This window comes from Streptomyces sp. NPDC042259, from assembly GCF_055582085.1.
In genome coordinates this window covers 287,420-303,940 of sequence record NZ_JBVJDW010000010.1, presented here as the reverse complement: position 1 = coordinate 303,940, position 16,521 = coordinate 287,420, and the positions used below count along the sequence as shown (strand labels likewise).

General features: G+C 71.9%; 14 protein-coding genes. 9 read left to right on the top strand and 5 right to left on the bottom strand.

The window, feature by feature from the left end:
* Nucleotides 1-17: 17 nt before the first annotated feature.
* The gene (locus ACZ6MA_RS25745; protein ID WP_469436306.1) at nucleotides 18-611 is read right to left on the bottom strand and encodes a GNAT family N-acetyltransferase; all 594 of its coding nucleotides are present in this window, start codon (nucleotides 609-611) and stop codon (nucleotides 18-20) included.
* Entirely contained in the window at nucleotides 601-2,655 is a 2,055-nt protein-coding gene (locus tag ACZ6MA_RS25740; protein WP_469436305.1) for a penicillin acylase family protein, read from the bottom strand. The genes ACZ6MA_RS25745 and ACZ6MA_RS25740 overlap by 11 nt, the downstream gene beginning before the upstream one ends.
* Before the next feature lie 383 nt (nucleotides 2,656-3,038).
* Between ACZ6MA_RS25740 and ACZ6MA_RS25735 the strand changes: the two genes are divergently transcribed.
* The 6 genes from ACZ6MA_RS25735 to ACZ6MA_RS25710 all read left to right on the top strand — a co-directional run bounded on the left by ACZ6MA_RS25735 (nucleotide 3,039) and on the right by ACZ6MA_RS25710 (nucleotide 12,784).
* Nucleotides 3,039-4,613, top strand: coding sequence for a pyridoxal phosphate-dependent decarboxylase family protein (locus tag ACZ6MA_RS25735; protein ID WP_469436304.1), 1,575 nt, complete (start codon nucleotides 3,039-3,041; stop codon nucleotides 4,611-4,613).
* Nucleotides 4,614-4,679: 66 nt separating this feature from the next.
* Nucleotides 4,680-5,978 (top strand): lysine N(6)-hydroxylase/L-ornithine N(5)-oxygenase family protein, encoded by a 1,299-nt coding sequence (locus ACZ6MA_RS25730; RefSeq protein ID WP_469436303.1) that lies wholly within the window; start codon nucleotides 4,680-4,682, stop codon nucleotides 5,976-5,978.
* Entirely contained in the window at nucleotides 5,975-6,562 is a 588-nt protein-coding gene (locus tag ACZ6MA_RS25725) for a GNAT family N-acetyltransferase (RefSeq protein ID WP_469436302.1), read from the top strand. The genes ACZ6MA_RS25730 and ACZ6MA_RS25725 overlap by 4 nt, the downstream gene beginning before the upstream one ends.
* A complete protein-coding gene (locus tag ACZ6MA_RS25720) occupies nucleotides 6,559-8,349 on the top strand; it encodes an IucA/IucC family protein (protein WP_469436301.1) in 1,791 nt (596 codons plus the stop codon). The genes ACZ6MA_RS25725 and ACZ6MA_RS25720 overlap by 4 nt, the downstream gene beginning before the upstream one ends.
* On the top strand, nucleotides 8,346-9,857 hold the full coding sequence (locus ACZ6MA_RS25715) for an MFS transporter (protein WP_469436300.1): 1,512 nt from the start codon (nucleotides 8,346-8,348) through the stop codon (nucleotides 9,855-9,857). Before ACZ6MA_RS25720 ends, ACZ6MA_RS25715 begins: the two co-directional genes overlap by 4 nt.
* A gap of 164 nt (nucleotides 9,858-10,021) precedes the next feature.
* Nucleotides 10,022-12,784 carry a SpoIIE family protein phosphatase gene (locus tag ACZ6MA_RS25710; protein ID WP_469436299.1) on the top strand — a complete coding sequence of 921 codons (2,763 nt, stop codon included), beginning with the start codon at nucleotides 10,022-10,024 and terminating at the stop codon, nucleotides 12,782-12,784.
* 129 nt (nucleotides 12,785-12,913) lie between these two features.
* On the opposite strand, the gene ACZ6MA_RS25705 is transcribed toward ACZ6MA_RS25710, so the two are convergent.
* Nucleotides 12,914-13,525, bottom strand: a complete 612-nt coding sequence (locus ACZ6MA_RS25705) for an HD domain-containing protein (protein ID WP_469436298.1) — start codon at nucleotides 13,523-13,525, stop codon at nucleotides 12,914-12,916.
* Nucleotides 13,526-13,804: 279 nt separating this feature from the next.
* Here ACZ6MA_RS25705 and ACZ6MA_RS25700 point away from each other — a divergent pair, with 279 nt between their 5' ends.
* From ACZ6MA_RS25700 to sufU, 3 genes are read left to right on the top strand one after another with little or no spacing between them, the layout of a single operon-like run.
* Entirely contained in the window at nucleotides 13,805-14,089 is a 285-nt protein-coding gene (locus tag ACZ6MA_RS25700) for a hypothetical protein (protein WP_469436297.1), read from the top strand.
* A 25-nt stretch (nucleotides 14,090-14,114) separates the two neighbouring features.
* The gene (locus ACZ6MA_RS25695; RefSeq protein ID WP_469436296.1) at nucleotides 14,115-14,246 is read left to right on the top strand and encodes a hypothetical protein; all 132 of its coding nucleotides are present in this window, start codon (nucleotides 14,115-14,117) and stop codon (nucleotides 14,244-14,246) included.
* On the top strand, nucleotides 14,237-14,680 hold the full coding sequence (gene sufU, locus ACZ6MA_RS25690; protein ID WP_469436295.1) for a Fe-S cluster assembly sulfur transfer protein SufU: 444 nt from the start codon (nucleotides 14,237-14,239) through the stop codon (nucleotides 14,678-14,680). The genes ACZ6MA_RS25695 and sufU overlap by 10 nt, the downstream gene beginning before the upstream one ends.
* A gap of 109 nt (nucleotides 14,681-14,789) precedes the next feature.
* On the opposite strand, the gene ACZ6MA_RS25685 is transcribed toward sufU, so the two are convergent.
* Entirely contained in the window at nucleotides 14,790-15,278 is a 489-nt protein-coding gene (locus ACZ6MA_RS25685; RefSeq protein ID WP_469436294.1) for a GNAT family N-acetyltransferase, read from the bottom strand.
* A 200-nt stretch (nucleotides 15,279-15,478) separates the two neighbouring features.
* Nucleotides 15,479-16,345 carry a LysR family transcriptional regulator gene (locus ACZ6MA_RS25680; protein WP_469436293.1) on the bottom strand — a complete coding sequence of 289 codons (867 nt, stop codon included), beginning with the start codon at nucleotides 16,343-16,345 and terminating at the stop codon, nucleotides 15,479-15,481.
* Nucleotides 16,346-16,521 lie beyond the last annotated feature (176 nt).

Here is a 16,521-nt window from a genome sequence, read left to right as displayed (position 1 = left end):
CCTGGCGGCGGCGGTGGTCAGGCGGGAGCGGCGCTCTGCCCCATGAAGGTGTCACGGCTGAGGAAGACCAGCCGTGCCCGCTTCTCGGGAAGGTCTATCTCGGGTCCGGGCACGAAGCCCGCCCCCGTGAGCCGGGCGATGGCCTTGGTGTTGCGGGCGTCCGGTTCGGCCACGACGCGTTGCCTGCCGGGGTCCGCGAGGACGAAGGTGAGGAACACCGAGAGGAGAGTGTCGGTGAAGCCCCGTTCCGGCTCTCCCTCGGCGGGTCCGATCAGGAGGTGGATGCCGAAGTCACCGGGCTGGACGTCGTAGCACGCGCCGACCGGGTCGGACTCCGGTTCGTATGTCTGGAACAGCGCGACGGGCCGGCCGTCGCGGTGGAGGAGATAGGCGTGGTGGGTGGTGAGGGAGTCCAGGTACGTGTAGATCTCCAGAACCCGCTCGCGGCTCGCCTCCCGCATGCCCCAATAACGGGCCCGCTCCTGGCCGACCCAGGTGTGGATCACGTCGAGGTCGTCGCGGGGGCGCACGGGGACGACGTGTACCGTGCCGAATCCCTCGACCACCTGCTCGTGCACGGCGGTCCGGTGGGTGGGGGTCTCAGAAATCATCGTGTTCCTCGGTCAGCAGGTTCCAGTCGGTGACCACGGGGAGGAGTTCTCCCCGCAGCCACCGGGGCAGTTGGTCTCGGTGGTGGGGGCTGTCGGGGGCGCCGTCGGCGCCGAGGGGGACCACCCACAGACTGTCCTCACGCCGTGCGAGGTCCCAGACGTAGCGGGCCGCTGGGCCCCGCACGCTGAGGTCGGTGACGCCGGGGACGCTGGAGGTGGAGAGCACACAGTCGTGGTCGCCCGAGAGGCCCGGCCAGCCGCCGGGCTCTTCGCGGGGCAGCGACTGCCACGGGGCGAGCCGGTGTGTCCGCCCCCACGGCCCCGGTGCCTCCGCCGCCGAGGCCACCTCCTCGACGGCCGCGCGGACGAGTGCGGCCCTGTCGAGGCCGGGCAGTACGTCGTCGCGCAGCAGGTGCTCCAGCGCGAAGGCGACCCGGGGAACGAGGGCGAGCCACGGCAGGAACAGGTCCGGGTACGGAGCGGGGCCGGACAGCCCGGCCAGTGCCGGGTCGGCGGCCAGGCGCCGCACCACCGCCGCCCGCACGGCGGCGTACGCTCCGGCGTCCGTGCTGTCGGCCTCCATCTCGCGGTCCCAGCCCTGGAGCCGCTCCCGCAGGCGACGGGCCCCGGTGCTCAGCCCGTCCAGTTCGGCGAGCAGGTCCAGCAGCGGTCCGGCGGAGGCCAGCCGGGTGTCGGTGTGGACGGCCGCCATGTCCTCGGCGGACCAGGACGCCGACGCCTGGAGCAACTGGCTTATGCGGTCGGCCCGGTGCGGTGGTGCGAACTCGACGCCCAAGGGTGCGGCCAGGCCCCGCTCGTTCGCCATGACGGCGATGGAGTCGACCGCCGCGCGCGGCATCGGCTCGTGCCACCCCCGCCACGCGTGGCCGGGCACCCATGCCGGTACGACGCGCAGCCGGTTGTCCGGGTGCCGTAGCGGTACCCGGCCCGCGACCCGGTGCAGCAGACCGCCCTCGGTGTCTGCGGCCTGTACGACGTTGACCGGCTCGACCCACCGGTCGAAGGCCCGGTCGACATCGGCGACGGTGGTGGCGCGCAGCAGCGCGGGCAGGGCGCCGAAGCCCAGGTCCCCGCACACCCGCGACGGGCAGCGGAGGCTGAGGGCGCGCGGGGCGTCCGGGCCGCCGATCACGACCGGGCCCCGCTCGGTCTCGATCACCTCGACGTCGACGGGCTCTCCCCCGGCGACCTCGATGGTCTCGGTGTGGGCCACGGCCGTTCGCCAGCCCCGTGGCCCGAGCGCCTCCACGGCCGTTCCGCGGCGGCGCAGCCGTTCCTCGTAGAGGTCCTGGTAGTCGGCCATGGCGTTGGTGATCGCCCAGGCCACATTGCCGGTGTGCCCGAAGTGGGCGATGCCGGGGACGCCGGGGACGGCCAGTCCGACCACGTCGTACTCCGGGCACGCCAGATGGATTTGCTGGTAGATGCCCGGGTCCTCGATGAACCGGTGGGGGTCGCCCCCGATGAGCGGGGCCCCGGTGGCCGTGCGGTCTCCGGTGACCAGCCAGCCGTTGCTTCCCGAGGTGGCGGGGCCGTCGGTGGCGAACAGGGTGGTCATCGCGGGGCCGAGCCGGCGGGCGACCTCCTCGCGCCAGAGTTTGGCGGGGAAACCGGCGAAGAGGAGGTGATGGGACAGCCAGATCCCCAGCGGCGTCCACGGCTCCCACCGGCCGGGGGCCAGTCCGGTCGCCGTGAACTGCCCGGCCCGCCGTGCTCCGGCGGCGAGGCCGGTGTTGACGCCGTCGACGTACGCCGTGACCCAGGCGCCGGTGTCCGCGTCGAGGCCGTCGAAGCAGCGGCGGGCGGTGTCCTCCAGCCGGGCCTGGCGGGCCAACCGGTCCCAGCCGACGGCGTCGGAGCCCAGGAAGGCGGCCGAGGCCCCCTGGGAGCGGTGCCGTTCGACCTCGAGCTGCCAGGCCCGGTCCACGGCGGTGGTGCGCCCCTGGGCGAAGGCGAGTTCGGTCGCGCTGCCGGCCCGCAGATGCGGGATCCCCCAGGCGTCCCGGTAGACCTTGATGCTCACGTTGTCTCCTTGGGCGCGTTGCGCCGGTAGGGCCACCGCCGGTGTCGGCGGAGCAGCGGGTACGGCCGGACTGTCGGCTACCCACGGGGCCGCGCCCGGTCACCGAACCGCCCTTGTTTTCCCGCTACTTGGGGGCGGGAACACAGCGGCCGGCGTGCGGTGAGGCAGCACCCATCCGGGATGGAACTTAGGTTAGGTTAACCTAAGTCACCTCCCTCGGACTGCCGCGCCTCGGCGCCGCCACGAGCCCCGCACTCTTCCGTGTGCGGCCGCCGCGCCGAGTCACCCATAAGGCCAGCTCACCCCCAGGGCCGACACGTTCCGACCTGGACGTAAGTTAGGTTAGCCTTACCTAAGTCGATCACGGATCGGAAGGACAGATCATGAGTTTCCAGGGGCACATCGCCGAAGCTCCTTCGGCAGGAGCCGTGCCACAGACCCCCGGGCCCGAGGCGGTGGGCGCGAGCCCCCACCTCTTCAACCACCGCACGGTCGAGACCTACCGCCGTTCCCTCGCCGACGGCGTCGACCGGGTGGCCGCCCGCATCGCCGGTGCCCGGCGGCCGTTCACGGGGATGACCCCCGCCCGGCTCGCGCCCGAAATCGCCGGGATCGACCTGGAACAGCCCCTGAACGACCCCACCGCCGCCCTCGACGAACTCGAGGACGTGTATCTGCGCGACGCCGTCTACTTCCACCACCCGCGCTACCTCGCACACCTCAACTGCCCGGTGGTGATTCCGGCCCTGCTCGGCGAGGCGGTGCTCAGCGCCGTCAATTCCTCGCTCGACACCTGGGACCAGAGCGCGGGCGGCACGCTCATCGAGCGCCGCCTGATCGACTGGACGGCCGAACGCATCGGCCTCGGCCCGGACGCCGACGGCATCTTCACCAGCGGCGGCACCCAGTCCAACTTCCAGGCACTGCTGCTCGCCCGCGAGGAGGCCTGCGCGCTCGCCGCGAAGAACTCCCCGGTCCCGCTCTCCCGCCACGACATCCTGCCGCGACTGCGCATTCTCACCTCCGAGGCCAGCCACTTCAGCGTCCAGAAGTCGGCGAAGCTGCTCGGTCTCGGCCAGGACGCCGTCATCGCCGTCGGCACCGGCCCCGAGCGGCGCATGCGCCCGGCCGCCCTCGCTCGCGAGATCGAGCGCTGCCACGCCGACGACCTGGTGGTCATGGCCGTCGTCGCCACGGCGGGCACCACGGACTTCGGCTCCATCGACCCCCTGCCCAAGATCGCCGACCTGTGCGACTGGGCCGGCCTGTGGCTGCACGTGGACGCCGCCTACGGGTGCGGCCTGCTGGTCTCCCCCACCCGGCGCCATCTGCTCGACGGCATCGAGCGCGCGGACTCCGTGACGGTCGATTACCACAAGTCCTTCTTCCAGCCGGTCAGTTCGAGCGCGCTCCTGGTGCGCGACCGGGCCGTGCTGCGGCACGCGACCTACTACGCCGACTACCTCAACCCGGCCCGCATGGCCGAGGCGCACATCCCCAACCAGGTCGACAAGAGCATCCAGACCACCCGTCGCTTCGACGCGCTCAAGCTGTGGCTGACGCTGCGCATCATGGGCGCCGACGCCGTCGGCACGCTCTTCGACGAGGTCATCGACCGCGCCGCCGAGGCCTGGGAGCTGCTCACCGACGACCCGCGCTTCGAGGTCGTCACCAAGTCCCAGCTGAGCACCGTCGTCTTCCGCTACCTGCCACCGGAGGGCCCGGCCCGGGAGCTGGCCGACGGGGCCAATCTGTTCGCCCGGGAGGCCCTGGCCGCCTCCGGCGAGGCCGTCGTGGCCGGCACCAAGGTCGACGGCCGCCACTACCTGAAATTCACCCTGCTCAACCCGGAGACCTCGCTGGACGACATCGCCCACGTCCTGGACCTCCTCGCCGAGCACGCCGGCCGCTATGTGAACGAGCGGCTCGCCCCCGAACTCCGCCACCGCGCCGGCTGAACGACACCCCGCCGCCCCCACCCCTGCCACACGTCTGCCTCACCCCGTACGGAGACCACCACCCCCATGTCCACTCACGACTTCATCGCGATCGGGCTGGGGCCCTACAACCTGGGCCTCGCCTGTCTGACCGAACCGCTCGACGAACTCGACGGCCTCTTCCTGGAGAGCAAGCCGGACTTCGCCTGGCACCCGGGGATGCTGCTGGACTCCGCCACGCTGCAGACCCCCTTCATGGCCGACCTCGTCACCCTGGCCGACCCCACGTCCCCGTACTCCTTCCTCAATTACCTCAAGGAGTCCGGGCGGCTGTACTCCTTCTACATACGCGAGAACTTCTATCCCGTGCGCATCGAGTACGACGACTACTGCCGCTGGGCCGCGGCCAGGCTCCGCAGCGTCCGGTTCGGCCACGAGGTGACCTCCGTCGAGTACGACGAGGGCGACGGCCTGTACACCGTCCACGCGGTCGAGGCCGCCACCGGCGAGAGGACGACACACCGCGCCCGGCACCTCGTGCTCGGCACCGGCACCCCGCCGTACGTCCCCGACGCGTGCCAGGACCTGGGCGGGGACTTCCTGCACAACTCCGGCTATCTGGAGGGCAAGGCGGAGCTGCGACGCAAGGAGAGCATCACCGTCGTCGGCAGCGGGCAGAGCGCGGCCGAGATCTACTACGACCTGCTGGGCGACGCGGACACCCACGGCTACCGGCTGAACTGGGTCACCCGGTCCCCGCGCTTCTTCCCGCTGGAGTACACCAAGCTCACCCTGGAGATGACGTCCCCGGAGTACGTGGACTACTTCCACGCCCTCCCGGAAGACACCCGGTACCGGATCGAAGCCGAGCAGAAGAGCCTGTTCAAGGGCATCGACGCGGAGCTGATCAACAACATCTTCGATCTGCTGTACCAGAAGAGCGTCACGGGCCCGGTCCCCACCCGGCTGATGACCAACACCGCGCTGGAGAGCGCCTCCTACGACGAGGCGGCCGGCACCTACACGCTGGGGCTGCGCCAGGTGGAGCAGGAGCGGGACTTCTCGCTCACCACCGAGGGCCTCGTCCTGGCCACCGGCTACCGCTACCGCCCGCCGGCCTTCCTCGAACCGCTGCACGACCGGATCCGCTGGGACGGGCACGGACGCTTCGACGTCGCCCGCAATTACAGCATCGATGTCACCGGGCGCGGTGTCTTCCTGCAGAACGCCGGTACCCACACGCACAGCATCACCTCCCCCGACCTGGGGATGGGCCCCTACCGCAACTCCTGGATCATTCGCGAGCTGCTGGGCCGCGAGCACTACCCCGTGGAGAAGTCCATCGCCTTCCAGGAGTTCGGGGCGCCGGAGGGTGTCGTCCGATGACGGAGACCGTCTTCACCCGTACCGACGAGCGGCTCGGCACCTTCGCCCTGCGGCCGCTCGACCCCGCCGCCGACGCCGCGCTCGTGCACGGCTGGGTGACCCACCCCAAGGCGGCGTTCTGGATGATGCAGGACGCGGAGGTGGCCGAGGTCGCCCGGGCGTACCGCGAGATCGCCGAGCATCCGCACCACGACGCCTTCGTCGGACTGTGGGAAGGCCGCCCCGCCTTCCTGGTCGAACGCTACGATCCCGCGCGGGTGGAGCTGGTGGGCCTGTACGCGCCGCGGCGCGGTGACGTCGGGATGCACTTCCTGTGCGCGCCGGCCGACACCCCGGTGCACGGGTTCACCCGTGCCGTGATCACCACGGTCATGGCCTGGCTCTTCGCCGACCCCGCGACCGTGCGGGTCGTGGTCGAACCCGATGTACGCAACACCGCCGTCCACACGCTCAACGCCGCCGTCGGCTTCGAGGCCCTGCGCACGATCTCGAAGCCCGAGAAGGACGCGCTGCTGAGCATCTGCACCCGCGACCGGTTCGTCGATTCCACCGAGCCGGCCGCCACCCGAGGAGTGACCGCGTGAACCCCCGTGATGCCGTCTCCCATCTGACCCCGGACGCCTGGGACCGTGCCAACCGGCAGCTGGTCCGCAAGGCGCTCGCCGAGTTCTCCCACGAACGGCTCCTCACCCCCGAACGGGCCCCGGACGGCCGGTACGTGGTGCGCGGCGACGACGGGTCGGTGGAGTACCGCTTCGCCGCCCGGCTGCTGGCCCTCGACCACTGGCACATCGACGCCGACCGCATCACCCGCCACCGCGGCGAGGACGAACTCCCCCTGGACGCCCTCGATTTCCCCATCGAGTTGCGCGAGACGCTCGGTCTGACCGAGAAGATCCTCCCGGTCTATCTGGAGGAGATCGGCTCCACCCTGGCGGGCACGGCCTACAAGCTCGGCAAGCCACCGGTCACCGCCGCCGAACTGGCCGGGGCCGACTTCCAGGCGATAGAGACCGGGATGACCGAGGGCCACCCCGGCTTCGTCGCCAACAACGGCAGGCTCGGCTTCGGGGTGCACGAGTACCACGCGTACGCCCCCGAGACCGCGCAGCCCGTCCGGCTGATCTGGCTGGCGGCCCACCGCGACCACTCCACCTTCAGCTCCGGCGCCGGCCTCGACTACGACGACCTGATGCGCGCGGAGCTGGGCGAGCCGGCCCTCGCCCGGTTCGGTGACACCATGTCCGGCCTCGGTCTCGACCTCGCCGACTACCACCTCATCCCCGCGCATCCCTGGCAGTGGTGGAACAAGCTGTCGGTGACCTTCGCCGCCGAACTCGCCCGGCAGCGCCTGGTCTGCCTCGGCCCCGGTGACGACGACTACCTCGCCCAGCAGTCGGTCCGCACCTTCTTCAACACCAGCGCCCCGTCCAAGCACTATGTGAAGACGGCCCTGTCGGTACTGAACATGGGCTTCATGCGGGGTCTTTCGGCGGCGTACATGGAGGCGACCCCGGCCATCAACGACTGGCTCGCCCACCTCGTCGACCGCGACGACGTCCTGCGCCGTGCGCGCCTGTCGGTCATCCGCGAGCGGGCGGCCGTCGGCTACCACCACCGCCAGTACGAGGCCGCCACCGACCCGCACTCCCCCTACCGCAAGATGCTCGCCGCGTTGTGGCGCGAGAGCCCCGTCGCCGGTCTCGAACCGGGCCGGCGCCTGGCCACCATGGCCGCTCTGCTCCACACCGACCACCAGGGCCGCTCCTTCGCGGGCGCCCTGATCGAGCGGTCCGGGCTGGCCCCCGAGGTGTGGCTGCGGCGTTACCTCGACGCGTATCTGACCCCGCTGCTGCACAGCTTCTACGCCTACGACCTGGCCTTCATGCCGCACGGCGAGAACGTCATCCTGGTCCTGGACGGCGGCACGGTCGAGCGGGTGATCTTCAAGGACATCGCCGAGGAGATCGTCGTGATGGACCCCGACGCCGCCTTGCCGCCGGAGGTCCGGCGGGTGCGGGCCGAGGTGCCCGAGGACATGCGACTCCTCTCGATCTTCACGGATGTCTTCGACTGCTTCTTCCGCTACCTCAACGGCATCCTGGCCACCGAGGGCATCCTGGCGGAGGAGACTTTCTGGCGGACCGTCGCCGAGTGCGTCCACGACTACCAGGCGTCCGTCCCGCACCTGGCCGAGAAGTTCGAGCGGTACGACATCTTCGCGGAGCGGTTCGCGCTGTCCTGCCTCAACCGGCTGCAGTTGCGCGACAACCAGCAGATGGTCGATCTGGCGGACCCTTCGGCCGCCCTGCAACTGGTGGGCGACCTTGCCAATCCCCTCGCCCGCTTCGCCCCGCGGCCCCGGCCGTGACGGTGCCGACGGCCGCCCCCGGGACCACGGCCGGGGCCGAGCTCCCCACCCGGTGGCTGGTCCTCGCGGTGATCTGCCTGGCGCAGCTCACCGTGGTGCTGGACAACACCGTGCTGAACGTGGCGGTCCCGTCCCTCACCAGGGACCTGGACGCGAGCACCGCGGACGTCCAGTGGATCATCAACGCCTACTCGCTCGTGCAGTCCGGGCTGCTGCTCGCCGGGGGTGGCGCCGCCGACCGCTACGGCCGCAAGAGGATGCTGCTCATCGGTCTCGCACTGTTCGGTGCGGGATCGCTGGCGGCCGCCTTCGCCGGTACCACCGGGGAGTTGATCGCGGCCCGTGCGGGCATGGGCGTCGGTGGTGCGCTGCTGCTGACCACCACGCTCGCGGTCGTCATGCAGATCTTCGACGCCGGGGAGCGCCCGCGGGCGATCGGTGTCTGGGCCGCGGTGAACGCCCTCGGCTTCGCCGCCGGCCCGCTGCTCGGTGGTGTGCTGCTCGCCCACTTCCGGTGGGGGGCGATCTTCCTGGTCAACCTGCCGGTGGCGCTGCTCGGCCTCGTCGCGGCCTGGGTGTGGGTGCCCGAGTCGAGGAGCGCGGCCGGGCGGCGGCCCGATCTGTTCGGTGCGCTGTTGTCCACCGTCGGCATGGCCGCGGTCGTCCTCGCGGTCGTCTCGGGCCCCGAGCACGGCTGGGGCACCGGCCGGGTGCTGCTGCCGGCCCTGGGCGGGGTGCTCGTTCTCGGTGCCTTCGCGCTCTGGGAGAGCCGTGTCGCGCACCCCATGCTGGATCTGCGTCTGTTCCGCGACCGCCGGTTCACGGGGGCCGTCGTGGGCGTCGTCCTCGTCACCTTCGGCAGCGCCGGTGCGCTCTTCCTGCTGACCCAGCAGCTTCAGTTCGTCCGCGGCTACACACCGCTGGAGGCGGGTCTGCGGACGGCGCCGTTCGCGCTCACGGTGGTCGCCCTGAACTTCACGGGAGTCTCGGCGCGGCTGCTGCGCCGGCTCGGACTGCCGCTCGCCATCGCCCTCGGTGTGGGGACGCTGGCGGGCGGGTTCGCCGTGGTCGGGGCGTTCCCGGCGGAGGGCTACGGGGTGCTGCTGGGCGGCCTCGTCCTCATGGGCGCGGGCTGTGCGCTGGCCAACCCGGCCATCGCCGAGGCGATCATGGGCGCGATTCCGCCGGAGAAGGCCGGGGCCGGTGCCGGGGTGGACGGCACGCTGTCCGAACTCGGCGGCAGTCTCGGGGTCGCCGTCCTGGGTGCCGTCATGAACTCCCGGTTCACCGCCCTGCTCCCCGTGGGCCTCGCCGGCGCGGGGTCGCTTCCGGCCGCCCTGGCGGACGCGCGCACGCAAGGGGCGCGGGCGGACGTGCTGGACGCGTTCGCGTCGGGTGTGGAGACCAGCCAGTTGGCGGGCGCGGCCGTGGTGTGCGTCGGCGGTGTCCTCGCGGCGCTGCTGCTGCGCAGAGCGGAACGACGGGCGGGGCGGGCCGAGGAGGCGTAGAGCGGGCCCTTCGGCGGCGGTGGCGGTGGGCGTCCCGGGGGGTGCTCCGTCGTCGGCCCCCGCACCACCGAGCGCACATACGTTCGACTATGGGGGGTCCGTTCGCCCTCCCGGCGTCGCGCATATCGTTCGCGTCGCGGAAGGGCGCAAGGTAGACATGGGGTATGGCCCGAATCCGGGGCCGGTCCTGGGGGCTCTCGGGCCGCTGGTTCGCCGGTCGGCGCCCAGGTAGCCGGCGTGAGCGGCGCACGCGCCACGGCTCGCGGGCGCCGTCGGCACGGCGTCTGTGGGCCGTGGCGCGTTCGCGCAGCGTCGCCGGGCAGATGTTCGTGCTCCAGGTTCTGATCGTGCTGCTGCTCGTGGTGGCCGCCGTGGTCACCCTGCTGCTCCAGGCCCGCAGTGACAGATTCCAGGCGGCCCGCGACCGCTCGCTGGCCGCCGCCCAGACCTTCGCCCACTCCCCCGGACTGGTGGAGACGCTGCGCGGCCCCGATCCGAGCGCGGTGCTCCAGCCGCTGACGGAGGCCGCCCGGATGGAGGGCGGGGTCGACTTCGTCGTCGTCACCGACCGGGGCGGCATCCGCTACACCCACCCCAGGCCGGAGCTGATCGGCAAGAAGTTCATCGGCACCATCGGGCCGTCGCAGCACGGCGAGGTCACCGTCGAGAGCGTCGACGGGCCGCTCGGCGAAGAGGTACAGGCGGTGGTCCCGGTGAAGGACTCCCGCGGCACGGTCGTGGGCCTGGTGTCCTCCGGGATCAAGGTCAGCGCGGTGAGCAGCGCCTTCGACCGGCAGCTGCCCGTCGTCCTCGGCGCCGGCGGCGCCGGGCTGGCCCTGGCGACGGCCGGTACGGCGCTGGTCAGCCGACGGCTGCGGCGCCAGACCCACGGTCTCGGACCGTCGGAGATGACCCGGATGTACGAGCACCACGACGCGGTGCTGCACGCGGTGCGCGAGGGCGTGGTCATCGTCGGCGGCGACGGCCGTGTGCTGCTCGCCAACGACGAGGCCCGCCGGCTGCTCCGGCTGCCCCCGGACGTGGAGGGCCGGCACGTCGCCTCGCTCGGTCTCGACCCCCGGATGGCCGAACTGCTGGAGTCCCGCCGTGTCGCCACCGACGAGGTGCTGCCCGTCGGGGACCGGCTGCTGGCGGTGAACAACCGGCCGACGGACCGTCGCGGTGGCCCGCCCGGCAGCGTCGCCACCCTGCGGGACTCCACCGAGCTGCGCGCGCTCGCGGGGCGGGCCGAGGCCGCGCGCGGCCGGCTGCGGCTGCTGTACGACGCGAGTGTGAGCGTCGGTACGACCCTGGACGTCCAGCGCACCGCCGAGGAACTCGCCCGGGTGGCCGCGCCCCGCTTCACCGACTACGCCACCGTCGACCTCGCCGAGCCCGTCCTGCGCGGCGAGGAGCCCCGGGCGGGGGTGGGCGGCGAGGCGCCGCAGCTGCGGCGCGTGGCACTCACCGGCACACCGGACGACCACCCCCTGTACCGCGCCGGCGAGCTGATCACCTTCGCCGCGCCGACGCCGCAGGCCACGGGGTTCATCGCCGGGCAGCCCGTCCTCGTGCCCGATCTGGCGGCCTCCGCGAACTGGCGCACCCAGGACGCGAGCCGCACGCAGGCGGTCCTGGACTACGGCTTCCATTCGCTCATCACCGTCCCGCTGAAGGCGCGGGGGGTGCTCATGGGGATCGTCAATTTCTGGCGCACCCGGGAGAGCGAGCCCTTCGAGGAGGACGACCTGTCGCTGGCCGAGGAGCTGGCGGCCCGGGCCGCGGTCTGTATCGACAACGCCCGCCGCTTCACGCGCGAGCACGCCATGGCGGTGACCCTCCAGCACAGCCTGCTGCCGCGCGGGCTGCCCGAGCAGACCGCCCTCGACATCGCCTACCGCTATCTGCCCGCCCAGGCCGGGGTCGGCGGTGACTGGTTCGACGTCATTCCGCTGTCCGGTACCCGCGTCGCCCTGGTCGTCGGCGACGTGGTCGGGCACGGGCTGCACGCCGCCGCCACGATGGGCCGGCTGCGCACGGCCGTACAGAACTTCTCCACCCTGGACCTGCCGCCGGACGAACTCCTCGGGCACCTCGACGAACTCGTCGGCCGCATCGACCAGGAGGCCGAGGCCGCCTCGGCGGACGAGGAGGCCGCGATCGCGGGCGCCACCTGTCTGTACGCGATCTATGACCCGGCCTCCGGGATCTGCCATCTGGCCAGGGCCGGCCACCCCCTGCCCGCGATCGTCGGGCCCGACGGCACGGTGGACTTCCCGGAGATCCCCGCCGGCCCGCCGCTCGGCCTGGGCGGCCTGCCCTTCGAGGCCGCGGAGCTGCGCCTGCCCGAGGGCAGCAGCCTGGTCCTGTACACCGACGGGCTCATCGAGGACCGCAAGCGGGACATCGACGTCGGCCTGGAGATCCTGCGCGGCACGCTGGCGCACCCCGGCCGGACGCCCCACGAGGTCTGCGAGGCGGTGATCGACGCCCTGCTGCCCGCCCGGCAGAGCGACGACATCGCCCTTCTCGTGGCCCGCACCCGCGTCCTGGAGCCCGACCGGATCGCCTACTGGGAGCTGCCCTCCGACCCGGCGGCCGTCGCCGGCGCACGCGCCGACGTCACCCGGCAGCTGACCCGGTGGGGCCTGGACGAGACGGTGTTCACCACCGAGCTGATCCTCAGCGAGCTGATCACCAACGCCATTCGCTACGCCTCCGGTCCGATCGGGGTGCGGCTGCTGCACGACCGCACCCTGATCTGCGAGGTCTCCGACACCAGCAGCACCTCGCCGCACCTGCGTTACGCGGCCGCCGAGGACGAGGGGGGCCGCGGCCTGTTCCTCGTCGCCCAGCTCGCCGAACGCTGGGGCACCCGGTACACCCCCGAGGGCAAGGTCATCTGGGCCGAGCAGCTGCTCCCGTGACGCTTCGCGCGGCGGTGCTCTCCCACGTCCTTGAGCCCGTCCGGCGCTTGAGGACGCGCCCGAAGGGCGCTCGCCGCCGCCGGTGGCAACGACCGCCTCCACCCGAAAGTCCGCCGGAGGAGAACCGCGTCAGGACGTGGCGGGCAGCAGGCCACGACGCACGGCGGCGTCCCGGACCTCCTCGTACAGTGCCGTGAGCGTCTCGCTGACGCCTACGCGCGGGAGTTGCAGGTCGTCCAGTGCCGCGGCGTCCGCGCCGACGTCCTGCCAGCCCTGGCCGGTGAGACAGCGCATCAACGCGGGGTTGAGGCGGTCCACCCCGCGCACGAGGCGGGCCTCCGGTGTGACTCCCTCCTCGTACTCGTGCCACAGGGCGAGGAACTCCGGCCCCAGGCCGCCCGGAAGGGGCGTGAAGCGACGTCGGGCCACCTCCTCCTCGATACGGGCCTTGTCGCGGGTGTGTTCCTCGCTGTGCCGGGTGATCCACGCCGAGGGGTCGCCCGCCTCGATTTCCACGAGGTCGTGCATCAAGCACATCTTGAGCATGCGCTCCAGATCCAGCGAATGTCCGCATTCGCGCTCGAAATCCCGATGTAAGACCCAGGTCACCACCGCCAGATGCCAGGAGTGTTCCGCGACGCTCTCCTTCCGGTCGGCGGTGGCGTTGTTGTGGCGTTCGACTTCACGCAGCCGAGCGCTGAATGCGATGAAGTCGAACGCTTCTCGGAGACCGTCCCGCATGCCTGTGCCTCAATCTTCCACAATCCGTTGACGCGGCCGCGGCCCCGCGACCCTCGCCGAATTCCTCGCGCCCGGCACGCTCTGGCAACCGGTACTCCAGCGCACCGTCATGGCGAACACCGCCGACGGACCCAGCGTATTAACGGGCACCCGCCGGGCGGACACCAACCCCACCCACCCAAATGTCATCAGCACGCCGACCAGCATGCTGCCACTCGAATTCGCGCGATGTTGCTTCGACACCCGTAGTCCCCCGAGCCGCTGTACGAGCCCCTGCTGATGTTCGGCGCGATCCTCGAGATCGAGGACCCCACGGTGATCCCCGAGCACACCTCCTCGTACAAGGACCTGTGCTGGACCGCGCCCCGGGACTACGCCGAGGGCGTGCGCACCAAGCGCATCGAGAGCTTCAACCCCAAGTTCCTGGATCTGGCGGGCGAGGCGGACAGCGACACCGTCACCGTATGCGCCCGCGGACTGTGCCTGCAGACCACCGACAAGGTGCTCGCGGACCTCGGCCCGGCCGACGCCGCCGGCCGGAGCGCCGGCGGTACCTCCGCATGACCGCGGCGACCACCGCGGCCGCCGCGTGCGGTCCCCTGGCCCCGGCCCGGCTCCGCACAACGGCCTCACGGACGTCGAGGAGCTGGCGGCGGGCATCGAGCGGGCGCGGGTGCTCTTCGCGACGGGCACCGGACCGCAGGGGGCGGCATGCGGCTGACGGCGGAGAACCAGGCGGTCATCCTCGCCCACTACCGCGCCCCGCACCGCATCGGCCTGCGGGAGCCGTACGACGTCGAGGTCCGGCACTTCAACCCGACGTGCGGGGACGAACTCACCCTACGCGTCAGCCTGTCGGGGCCGGCACCGGGCGCGGACGCGACCGTCGGCGACCTCTCGTACGACGTGCAGGGGTGCTCGATCAGTCAGGCGTCGGCCTCGGTGATGGCCGGGCTGGTCGTCGGCCGGACCGTGTCCGAGGCCGCCGCGCTGCACACCGAGTTCGCGGCGCTGCTGCGCGGGCGGGTGACGGAGGCTGCCGCGTGGCCGGTGCACCTGGGCGATGCCGTGGCCTTCCGGGAGGTGTCCCGCCATCCGGCGCGCGTCAAGTGCGCGCTGCTGGGCTGGGCGGCCCTGGGGAAGGCACTGGCGTGAGCCGGGGACGACGGTGGAACGACCGTCGGGGCACCGGCACGGCGGGCGGTCCGGCACGTGCCGGCGGTGGTCTCCTGAGGTGACCCCGCCGGCCCGGCGTGCGCCGGACTCACGCCACGGGGAAGACGAACTCCGGCCGGTCCCACATCACGGCGGGCGGATTCGCCTCCCGGGTGCCGACCCATCGCGCTCCCACACTGCGGTAGAAGCCCTCGGCCGGGGGATGGGAGACCACCCGGACGTCGGCGAGGCCGGCCCCGCGGGCCTCGTCCAGCATGTGTGCCACGAGCAGCCGGCCGATGCCCAGCCCCTGGGCGGCGTCGGCGACGAACATCAGGTCCAGTTCCGGCGGGTCGAGGACGAGGGCGTAGAAGCCGAGCAGCCGGTCGTCGGCGTCCACGGCCAGGAACACCCGGTGGGTCTCGATGTAGTCGGGACCCACCCGGTATCCGGCGACCATCGGGGCGTACGGGCCGTCGTAGGCCTTGGAAGCACGGATGAGCTTGGTGAGGCGCTTGGCGTCCCGGGCGGTGGCCCGCTCGACCCGCACGGCCGCACCGTGGGCCCTGCGGGTCTGGCCTGTCCTGCGTGCAGTCATGGGAAGAGTATGGCCCACGCTCGGGGTGTGGTCCTTACACCATGGGCCGGGGCCGGCTGTGCGGCCTACGGCGGCGAGCGCCCTTCGGGCGCGTCCTCAAGCGCCGGACGGGCTGGTTGTGGCTGGGCCCAGCCCCTCAAGCCTGTCCGGCGCTTGAGGACGCAGCACGGCAGCCCCCGCCGAAGCGGCCGACCGCCAGGTCACCCCGTCGCGTCCGTGAGCAGCTCCGCGGCGGCCCGCCAGGCGTCGTCGGCGAGCCGGGCCGCCTGGGGGTGTGCGCCGTGCGAGGGGTAGGCCAGATGCGTGCGGACCGTGGGGGCTCCGGTGAGGGGGACGAACTGTACGGCGGGGTGGGTGAAGCGGCGGGCCGCAGAGACCGGGGCGGTGCCCACACCGTGGCCGGCCGCCACCTTCTCCAGCCATTCGTCGTAGTTGCGGCACTCGGCACCGACCTCCGGACGCCCGCCCTCCGGCCACATGTGGGGGTAGGTGGTACCGCTGACGGTGTTGACCACCAGGGGCCAGTGGGCCAGTTCCGCCCAGCTCAGCGCGGTGCGGCCGGACAGCGGCCCGGGGCGGGGGACGGCGGCGACGCGCGACTCCTCGAAGAGGAACACTCCGCGTACCCCCGACGGCAAGGTCTCACCGCGCAACAGCCCGAGGTCGACCACGCCGGTGTCCAGCCCGGCCAGGGGGGTGTCGCAGCGTACGAACTCCACCTCGATCCCCGTCTCGCTCTCGAAGCGCGCGACCACGGCTGATAACCCGTCAGGCAGCCCCCAGCTGAACCCCAGTCGCAGCGTCTCCCCCTCGCGGATGTCGGCGAGCGCGGTGTCGAGCTGCTGCAGGAGCGGGACGAGCGCGCCGCGCAGTTCGCGCCCCTTCGCGGTGAGATCGCATCTGCGCGTGTTGCGGTCGAAGAGGCGGACGCCCAAGAGGTCCTCCAGCGTCCGGATGTTCCGGGTCAGCGTCGGCTGAGCGAGGTGCAGCCGTCTGCTCGCCGCCGTGAAACCGCCTTCCTCTGCGACGACCAGGAAGTTGCGGAGATGACGTAGTTCAACATCCATACGGCCAGAGCATAGGCGATACGGCAAACGTATTTCTCTGATCGATGCGGTCTGCCTAGTCTTATCGATGCACCGGGCGGACGGATTCACGAACGAAGCGCGTCGACGACGCGCCGTATCCGTATCGTCAGGTGTTCGCAAAGAAAGTTGACGGGGGTTGACAGTGCGAATTTTCC